Origin of the sequence: Chryseosolibacter indicum, from assembly GCF_018598585.1 — a bacterium.
In the GTDB taxonomy this organism is placed as follows: domain Bacteria; phylum Bacteroidota; class Bacteroidia; order Cytophagales; family Cyclobacteriaceae; genus Chryseosolibacter; species Chryseosolibacter indicus.
Genome location: NZ_JAHESD010000106.1, coordinates 1 through 9543, shown reverse-complemented (window position 1 = coordinate 9543; position 9543 = coordinate 1). Strand labels below are relative to the sequence as shown.

Here is a 9543-nt window from a genome sequence, read left to right as displayed (position 1 = left end):
GCTGAGTTTATTCCAGGACAAAAAGTTATGGGTGTTACCCGTTTTGGTGGCTATGACAGTCATATCGTTGCTGACCCTGACTATCTGTTTCCGCTTCCGGAAGGTTGGTCGTATGAAGAGGGTGCTGCCTTTCCTGTACAAACATTTACTGCATATTATGCGCTGCGAACATTGGGAGACCTTAAGTTCGGGCAGACAGTACTCATTCACAGCGCTGCCGGCGGTGTTGGGCTGCTTGCAAACCGTATTGCAAAAAAATACAACGCATATACTATCGGTGTTGTGGGTAGTGAAAGCAAATTAGATCTGCTGAAGCGCGAAGGATTCGATAAAGCTATTGTAAGAGGTAGGAATTTCAAAGAAGATTTGACCCAATCACTAGGAGGACGCCCCCTTAATCTTGTGCTCGAGACTACCGGTGGAAAATATTTTTACTACAGCTATGCAGCGCTTGCCCCTATGGGCAGACTTGTAGCTTATGGTTCAGCACAGTTTACCCCTTCATCGCACAGGCCTAATTACATAAACCTGGTATTGCGGTATCTCTTCCGTCCGCGTGTTGATCCCCTCACCATGATCAAGTCGAACAAGTCAGTGATGGCCTTCAACCTCATCTGGATATACGAACAAAAAGAGATGATGAAAGAGATGCTTGCTGATATTGAGAAACTGAAACTACCACCACCTCTTGTAGGCCATCGCTACGATTTCTCACAAATGGGAGAGGCGCTTGCGTTATTTCAAAGTGGCAAAACGATAGGGAAAGTTGTATTGAATATACAATAACAAGCATGGTAGTTATACGAAAAGCAGCAGTGAACGACGCAAAAGCGATTGCTGAATACTTGTTATTAGCAATGAAAGAAATTGTGTTCAGGTTTATTGGCGAAGAAGATTTGAACAAAGCCTATAAATTTATGCTACACTTCGTGGAGAAAAATGATAACCAATATTCCTGGGAAAATTGCTGGATTGCAGAAGATGGCAACAAAGTGATAGGTGCTATTAATCTATATGATGGTGCTCACTTACATCAATTACGCCAACCTGTTATAGAGCACATACGAAGCAACTTTAACAACAACTTCGCAGTTGAGGATGAAACGCAGGCTGGAGAATATTACATTGACACGTTGGGTGTAGCTCCTGCCCGCCAAGGAAACGGAATAGGCACAAAGCTTTTGCAGTTTGTCATTGATGAGTATGTGAACAAGCGAAAGCAAACATTAGGTTTGTTAGTAGACGAAGAAAATTTAAATGCAAAAAGGTTGTATTTAAAGCTGGGATTTAAAAGTGCAGGCATACGACATCTCTTTGGCAAGCGCATGGAGCATCTTCAGGTTAGCACTGTTAGTCCTGAGAAGATATAAATCATCATTGACACGTAGAGCAGGCTTACTTCAAGAGTCAATAAGTACCGTCATTGCAAGCGAAGCGTACGATCCCCTACCAGAACTGGTATTGATAATGGGACCTGCTTCACTACGTTCGCAAAGACGATAGACTTTTAGACAGACCTATATTGTTGCAATAATTTCTTTGATGATAGCAAATCAATGAACCACAACACTTCCCTCAAATGCTTCTCTTAACTTTGCCACATCAAATTTCTTCATTTTAAGAAAGGCCTTGGTTACGCGTGCTACTTTTTCTTTGTCAGAGTCCTTTAACATCGCAGCAAGTTCAACTGAATCTACTTGCCATGAAACTCCAAATTTATCTTTCAGCCATCCACAAGCAACTTCTTGTCCCCCTTCTGCTGTGAACTTATCCCAGTAATAGTCAATCTCTTTTTGATTCTGGCAATTGATGATGATTGAAATGGCTTCATTGAAATTAAACTCATGTTCTTTCATACCACTTTCCATGATCATAAATTTTTGTCCCGCTAACGAAAACTGAGCATGAGCGACAGCACCTTCGCGCTCTGATCCACCTGCAGGATGTTTCATAATTCCGTCTACCTTAGAATCTTTAAAGATGGATGTGTAAAACTTAATTGCTTCTTCAGCATGCCCATATTGTTGTTGAACAAACAAGAGGGAGGGCGTAATCTTTTGCCCCACATCGGATATTTTTCCATAGGAGATTTGCCATGACAAACCGTATCGATCGGTGAGCCACCCGTATTTTTCACTCCAATCGTATTTCTGGTAAGGCATCAAAACTTTTCCGTTTTCAAGAAGTGTATTCCACGTTTTGTCTGTTTCCTCGAGCGACTCGCATACTACGAAATAAGAGATGCTTTGATTAAACGTAAAGAGCGGACCGCCGTTTATTGCAACAAATTTTTCTCCCGCTAATTCAAATTCAACAACCATGACAGAACCTTCGGGTCGACCATGAATCTCAAATCCTTCTTTTCCATATCTGACTATGTTACCTATCTTCGAGCCTGCGAAAACGGAAGTATAAAACTTCGCGGCTTCCTCGGCCTGGCTATCAAACCAAAGCCCATTCGATATCAGTTTCTTTGTCATACGATTTTGATTTATAAATTATACAATAAAGATAATATCTGTTCTCCGAGATTGGATGCCGTGAATACGGCAAAGAACAGGGTAGATAGCGACAAAATGCTGCTGCTAGCATGTTTGTGTTATAGCGCCACAGCATTAACAAGTTTTACATTCGCGCACGCTCACCATATATTAGCATCTTATTTATAATAATGAAAATCATAGGTAAGGACAGTGTTTCAAACAATCACCCATTTAAGATCAGTGAAGAGGACAGGCTTTGGGTGGAAGAGAACTTCAGGTGGCTCAAAGAAGTGTTTGGTTATCCAAACAAAATGGAGGAGCAGGTACTACTTACACCGAAATACTTTCCAGCAACCTTTGGTGAAGATAGAGTCAAAATTGAAAATGTAATCACAGACCTCTGTAAACTCTTTGGCATTGCACCTCATACGGTCAATTATGAGATTCACACCGACCTTCGCGATTACAATATTCCTTACGAGATTGAAGGAAGAGCTTTTGAGTGTGAGACAGCATTGGAAAAAGGCCATTATCAAATTTATGTTGCCAATAGCCTTCTAAAACACCCAGAGCGTCTCATCTACAGTCTTATCTATGAATTCATCCGCATCAGGCTTACGGAAAGTGACCTTGAGTTTGATGTAGGCGGAGATGATACAGGGCTGTTCATTTATCTTGCGGGGATCTATTATGGCTTTGGTGTGATACTTGCGCAAAACCTTTTGCATGAAGGCCACACCAGTGATGGGATGTGGGAGATCAAATGGCACTATGGTTCAGAAATGCCTCAGCCTGTTATGGCGTTTAGTCTTGCTACGTATGCCAGTCTTACAGGTAATAGTAACCCTGCCTGGAAGCATGAGCTTAAAGGAGACTTTAAAAAGATGCTAGAAGATGCCATCAGTTACCTGGAAGAAAATCCAAATAGCCTGTATGATGAAATGGAAGTGAGAGCCAATGATTTGTTTAATGAAGCTAATGACCATTTTGATAATAACAACCTCGAGGCAGCTATCTCTACCTTGCAGAAAATACTCTTCCTCACCAATGACGATGTGATGAAGGCCGATGTATACAACAACATGGGCTATTATTACATGCGAACGAGAGACTATCAGCGGGGTATTTCAAACTTCAGAAAGGCATTGGCATTAGGACCAGCGTATGGTTTTGCCCATGATAATCTTGGCTATGCATTAATTATGACAGGCGAGCTTGAAGAGGGAAGAATGTGTCTTGAAAAAGCTATAGAGACGGGCAATAATGATATTGCATATACATTTAGAAATTTCGCTTTATACTATCAGCGTAAAAAGGACTTTGTCAATGCTGAAGCTTTCTTTCAGAAATCCTTTAGTGAGAAAACACCTGTTGATTTGCTGGAGTATCATTATGCCGAGTTTTTGCTTGAGCAGGGAGATGTTGAGAATGCAAAATTGTATTTGACGAGGTCAGCGAAGAAGAACGAGGAAGAAGGCATTAGCAAGCTCCGTGGATTAAATTGAGAATTTAAATTGACAGCTGTTGCGTGAGTGATTGAGCGCATGTTTGAGCCCGAAATGGCATGTGTGCTGACTGGCGAGTAGCGAAAGCACGACCCGAGCAACGTAGCATGTGACCGGGAGGCGAGGGGCACGTCCAAATTAATTATCCTATCACGGCTGGCATTTCTTTAGATGTGTTATCGCAGACGGTATGGCACAACTTAAGACGATTTGGACGATAGGACACTCTACAAGAAGTTTTGAAGAGTTTACGCGCATGCTTGGGTCGTTTAAGATTGAACAGCTTGTTGATGTGCGGCACTTCCCGGGCTCAAGAAAATACCCTCACTTTAATAAATTACCGCTAGGCCAATCGCTGGCAGAAGCAGGCATTCGCTACGAGCATCTTGAATCACTGGGAGGAAGACGGAAGGCCAAAGAGCATTCGAATAACACAGCGTGGCGACATCCGGCTTTCAGGGGATATGCAGATTATATGGAAACTGCTGACTTTAAAGAAGGCATGCAGCGGCTTGAAGAAATTGCAGGCCAGCGTAGAACTGCCTTTATGTGCTCGGAAGCTGTGTGGTGGCGCTGCCATAGATCGCTCATTTCAGATCTGTTGAAAGTAAAAGGCTGGTCGGTACTTCATATTATGGATGTTGACAAAACCAGCGAACACCCATTTACAAGTGCCGCGAAAGTTACAAATGGTGAACTGAGTTATAGCGCATAATCGCCTTATGCTTGCTTATGCATTAATAGCAGAATATTGCAATAAAGGGATAACTCTTACCTGCCTGACTTATGTCTTCTTTCGGTGTTCACCGCACTAGCAAGACAGGGTATTTTTACTGAATGCAGGCAATACTCTTCTACTTAATCTATCCGCTTATTTACGCAATAGCATTGCTTCCATTCTGGGCATTATATCTTCTATCTGACTTTCTCTACTACGTTCTGCGTCTTAGCGGATACCGAAAGAAGGTAGTATTGGAGAACCTGCGAAAGTCATTTCCGGAAAAAACGGAAGCGGAAATTGAAAATTTGTCGAATAGGTACTACCGATATTTGTGCGACCTGACGCTTGAAACACTCAAAACATTGACAATGTCAGAACGATCAGCACGTGAAAGATGCACTTTTGTAAATAAACCTTTCTTAGACGAACTCTACCAATCGGGCCAAAGCTTCATTATTGTGATGGGGCATTATGGCAATTGGGAATGGGCCGGGCCTGCATTTTCACTGAATACTCCCTTCCAGTTGGTTGTCATTTACCGGCCACTTTCAAATCCATACTTTGAACGCATGCTTACGCGGATGCGCACAAAACACGGTACCAAGATCTGCCCTGTAAAAAATACACTAAGGGATATGGTGGCTAACAGAAATAAGCTGACAGCAACTGCATTTATTGCAGACCAGACGGCTACCAAAAACGATGCGTACTGGACAACGTTTCTTAACCAGGACACTGCTGTTTTCACGGGTCCGGAAAAATTAGCAAAGAAGTTTAACTATCCGGTGGTGTATATGAAAATGGAACGCACCAGGCGAGGCCATTATATGGTTACTCCGGAATTGCTTTGTCGCGAGCCACAACGCACTGACACGGACGAAATTTCAGAAATGTTTACGAGGCGCTTGGAACTCGACATTGTTGAACAGCCCACAACCTGGCTGTGGTCTCACCGCCGATGGAAACATAAGAAGCCTGCAGCAGTGCCTGCAACACAAGAACAATTGACAAATTAATATTTGAGAAGTTAACATTTAGATAAATCATGAGAACAGGCAAGGAGCTAATAGAAGCCAGCAAACATTTTACAGGAGAAGACAGACGCCAAAGTTGGCTGGAGTTAGGCATAACACTTTGTCTGGTAATTCCTGTATTTGCATTATTGTTTTTTGGCCAGGTTCCATTGGTGTTGCGTCTTGCTGCAAGTTTTGTTTGTAGTCTGCTTTATGTTCGCTTGTTTGTTATCTATCACGATTATCAGCATAATGCCATACTACAACGTTCGGCCCTTGCATCGGTGATAATGAAATCCATCGGAATATTTCTGTTGGCACCACAACAAATCTGGAAGCGGTCGCACGACTATCACCACAATCACAACTCGAAGCTTACCATCTCTGGAATTGGTTCGTACCCTACTATTTGCAAAAACCGCTACCTTTCTTTAACAAAGCAACAGCGTGCGATTTACCTTCTCAATCGTCATCCCCTTACGGTGATCCTGGGCTATTTTACCTTGTTTATTTATTGGCTTAATCTCAAATCTTTTACTGAAAGTCCGAAGAAACATATGGACTCATTACTGGCGCTTGTGCTTCATTTTGGAGGTGGTATTGCCACATGGTATTTTCTGGGTGGTCTGACATTTACCGTAGCCTGGTTTCTTCCCTTTTTTATGGCTTTTGGAATTGGCTCGTACCTATTCTATTGCCAGCACAATTTTCCTGGCGCACAGTTTAGGGAAAATCATGACTGGAAGTATGACCACGCTGCGCTTGCGTCAACAAGTTTTATGAAGATGAACAAGGTGATGCATTGGTTCACGGGCAACATCGGCTTTCATCATGTGCACCACCTCAACTCAAGAATTCCTTTTTATCGCTTGCCGGAAGTAATGAATCAAATGCCGGAGCTGCAACAGGTAGGAACAACGAACTGGAGTCTTTTAGAAGTATACCGTTGTTTTCGTCTCAAGCTTTGGGATGCAGAAAGATCTCGCATGATCTCTCTGGGGGAGCTGAGAGAGAATTAGGAGTAAGATTATTATCGAATACTGTAACTTTCACTTACCTGTAGATACTTGATAAAGCACGGTCTGATGATGTGGTTTATGTAATACGTTGGTGAGGAAAGATGGAAATGCCTTTGATATCTTAATTCACATCGGTTCAATTTGACTTAAACAGTTAATCAGCACGTCGCATTCACAAATACCGTCTGGTATGTTAGTTCATCTTGCATGTTGGTGAATAACGCCAACATAGGCCAAAGTCATCTTCATGTAGGTGAAGATCATTGCGAAAAAAAAGCCGCTAACTTACCGATGTGTTCCTGATTCCTTACCAAACACCTTGCCTTACCGGTCAAGATCATAATGACGTACAGAATTTAAAAAAGGTCTGTGCAAAATCCGGATGGTTCAACCTAACACCAGATCAGACAGCCCTTATATTGTAGAGGAAGCGCATACTATTGTAAAAAAATATATCTCCTAAGAGAAACAATTGTTAGCGTTAGATAAAATTCAATATCTTATACTGTTGATAATTGAACATGAAGACTACATGGAAAACCGTAATTATTGATACTATAACAATATGTCTTCTGATGATTATATCCAATCTCATATTTAGAGGTAAGATGGAGACGGAAAGCATATTTGCTGGTATTGTTTCAGGTCTGTTTTTTGGACTTTTCTTTAGGAAAATTTTTACTTCAACTTATAAAAGGTTAGGAGAAAAGCAATTAAAACAGATTGTGATTATATTGGATGAAGACGAAGAGCTTATAAAGGAAGCTGGTGCAAATCATTTTAAAGGCAAAGAGGCCGTAGGTGGAAAACTAGCACTCACAAACAAAAGATTAGTATTTAAATCCCATAAGCTTAATCTACAAAATCATGAACAATCATTTTCAATTAGTAGTAGTAGATGTGCCTTCAGAGTGGATTACACTGATATCCAATATCAAAAACATGTGAAGTCTTAATAATTAAAGATTATTCTGTACCTAATCAGAGTCGCTACTTGATGTAGATGTCCGCTGGTTTTAAGACGGTTAAGCCGCTTAAATTTTTAGCGAAGTAAAAGACACGCACGTAAATCAGCAGTCTGAATTTAAATCATTATCTTGTATAGCAAACCAGGCTGTGTTAGCCCATGACAAACACAACATCTAACTTTCGTATCGAGAACATTGCCCCTATCCTATATGTTGAGGACATGAAGCGAAGTCTTCAATTTTATGTTGATATACTTGGTTTTGAAAATGCAGCATGGGGAGATGAAAACTTCACGAGCGTCAACCGTGAAAACAGTGGCTTGTATCTTTGCAAAGGAGGACAAGGTATGCCGGGCACGTGGGTTTGGATCGGTTTTGATGGTGATATATCTCTATTTCATCAAAAGCTCTTAGCTAAAGGCGTGAAAATTAAATTGCCTCCTACCAATTTTTCGTGGGCTTATGAAATGCAGGTAGAAGACCCTGACGGGCACATCTTAAGGTTTGGTACAGACCCAGATCAGAATAGTCCATTTCATGACTCCCCTACTTAGACGCAGAGGTATTATGGAGGTATCTCATGAAATCACTTTTAATAAAAGTATTTCTCTCACCTCGCTGTACATCTATCGTAAGAAATAATGAAGCTAATGTTATTTGCCATTCTTAAGTCCTTCTTGAAGAAGTGCAATATATTTTTCTTTGAGTGACGTTGGCTTCAGGATAGTAACATGGGGGCAGTAGCGGAGCAACTCTTGCATCAACTCCGGGTTTACAATGAGTTGGAGGCTGATGGTAAGGCCCGTCTTATCTTCTGAAAGGATATGCTGTGTGCCATGGAGGTACTGCGTTTTAATGTAAGGCGCCATCACCGGAGAGAAGTGTAGATGGATGTCTTCCAACGGTCCCTGGCCAATAGTTACGCCCAGCGTATGCTGAAAATATTTTTCAGGACTCAGCTCTTTGTCCTTCAGGAAAGGAAGTGTTGTATCTGTCACTGATATGATGCGGTCTAACGCGAGGGTTATTGTGTTTCTGCGTGTCTCGCTGTAGCCAAGCACATACCAGCGTTGACAGTATTCTTTAAGAAAATATGGATGGAATATATGTTCGTCTGTTTCCTGGCGATTAAACTTCTGATACCTGATACTTGCTACAGTGCATCCCGAGATAAGGCGAAGGATGTCATCGAAGTGATCGCGGCCTTTGTTGTAGCCATTATCTTCAAATGCAATAATATCGTTGCGCTGTGGAATGCGCATGTGTTCAATCAATCGCGTGAGCTTATCTACAATTTCCTGAAATGCATTTACAAATCCAAGTCCTTTAAATTTCTGAAGCATGGCTGAGGTATTGCCTAACGTTTCGAGGTCTTCAGGACTAAGCAGTAGCGATTGTATTGAGAAGTCAGGATCTGTATAATAATATGCTTTTTTGTTGTTGTCGTAAGCTATGGGGGCATAGTATCCCAGACGTTCATCGTAACGCATCAATTCTAAATCACGTTCGAGTGTTCTTTTTTTTACGTCGTAGTCGTATGATCTTAATTTTTCAATGAGCTCCAGGGCTGTCCAGTATCGCTTGTGTTTGTTAGAGAGGCACGCATTAATGATACGATACCGGAGGATGGGGTTTTTAGCAATCGGCATAATGTTAAAAATAGTATAGTCAGTTAATTTTTGCAACCTCTTCAGCATGCTATTATGCATCTAGACTATACGTAGCTATTGATAGCCATATATAGGACTAAGAAGGCGTAAGAAGGACTAAGTAGCCAGACATAGCCAGGAATAGCCAGACGTAGCCAGGAATAGCCATACCATAGAGATAAGAT

General features: G+C 41.5%; 10 protein-coding genes. 8 read left to right on the top strand and 2 right to left on the bottom strand.

Annotated features, from left to right (window positions below; translation table 11 throughout):
• A partial coding sequence (locus KK060_RS24005; protein WP_254157679.1) for a zinc-binding dehydrogenase occupies nucleotides 1–786 on the top strand: 786 nt, incomplete at its 5' end.
• Nucleotides 787–791: 5 nt separating this feature from the next.
• Nucleotides 792–1370: a GNAT family N-acetyltransferase gene (locus KK060_RS24000; protein ID WP_254157677.1), complete on the top strand. Its 579-nt coding sequence runs from the start codon at nucleotides 792–794 to the stop codon at nucleotides 1368–1370.
• A 183-nt stretch (nucleotides 1371–1553) separates the two neighbouring features.
• Here KK060_RS24000 and KK060_RS23995 read toward each other — a convergent pair whose 3' ends face one another.
• Complete coding sequence (locus KK060_RS23995) at nucleotides 1554–2480, bottom strand: VOC family protein (RefSeq protein WP_254157675.1); 927 nt, start codon at nucleotides 2478–2480, stop codon at nucleotides 1554–1556.
• A 191-nt stretch (nucleotides 2481–2671) separates the two neighbouring features.
• Here KK060_RS23995 and KK060_RS23990 point away from each other — a divergent pair, with 191 nt between their 5' ends.
• The 6 genes from KK060_RS23990 to KK060_RS23965 all read left to right on the top strand — a co-directional run bounded on the left by KK060_RS23990 (nucleotide 2672) and on the right by KK060_RS23965 (nucleotide 8263).
• The gene (locus KK060_RS23990; protein WP_254157673.1) at nucleotides 2672–3988 is read left to right on the top strand and encodes a tetratricopeptide repeat protein; all 1317 of its coding nucleotides are present in this window, start codon (nucleotides 2672–2674) and stop codon (nucleotides 3986–3988) included.
• A gap of 190 nt (nucleotides 3989–4178) precedes the next feature.
• On the top strand, nucleotides 4179–4703 hold the full coding sequence (locus KK060_RS23985) for a DUF488 domain-containing protein (RefSeq protein ID WP_254157671.1): 525 nt from the start codon (nucleotides 4179–4181) through the stop codon (nucleotides 4701–4703).
• A gap of 122 nt (nucleotides 4704–4825) precedes the next feature.
• Entirely contained in the window at nucleotides 4826–5725 is a 900-nt protein-coding gene (locus KK060_RS23980) for a lysophospholipid acyltransferase family protein (protein ID WP_254157669.1), read from the top strand.
• 29 nt (nucleotides 5726–5754) lie between these two features.
• Nucleotides 5755–6741: a fatty acid desaturase family protein gene (locus KK060_RS23975; protein ID WP_254157667.1), complete on the top strand. Its 987-nt coding sequence runs from the start codon at nucleotides 5755–5757 to the stop codon at nucleotides 6739–6741.
• A 575-nt stretch (nucleotides 6742–7316) separates the two neighbouring features.
• On the top strand, nucleotides 7317–7697 hold the full coding sequence (locus KK060_RS23970) for a hypothetical protein (RefSeq protein WP_254157665.1): 381 nt from the start codon (nucleotides 7317–7319) through the stop codon (nucleotides 7695–7697).
• A gap of 170 nt (nucleotides 7698–7867) precedes the next feature.
• A complete protein-coding gene (locus tag KK060_RS23965; RefSeq protein WP_254157663.1) occupies nucleotides 7868–8263 on the top strand; it encodes a glyoxalase superfamily protein in 396 nt (131 codons plus the stop codon).
• A 99-nt stretch (nucleotides 8264–8362) separates the two neighbouring features.
• Here KK060_RS23965 and KK060_RS23960 read toward each other — a convergent pair whose 3' ends face one another.
• Complete coding sequence (locus tag KK060_RS23960) at nucleotides 8363–9406, bottom strand: helix-turn-helix transcriptional regulator (RefSeq protein WP_254157661.1); 1044 nt, start codon at nucleotides 9404–9406, stop codon at nucleotides 8363–8365.
• Nucleotides 9407–9543: the final 137 nt, after the last annotated feature.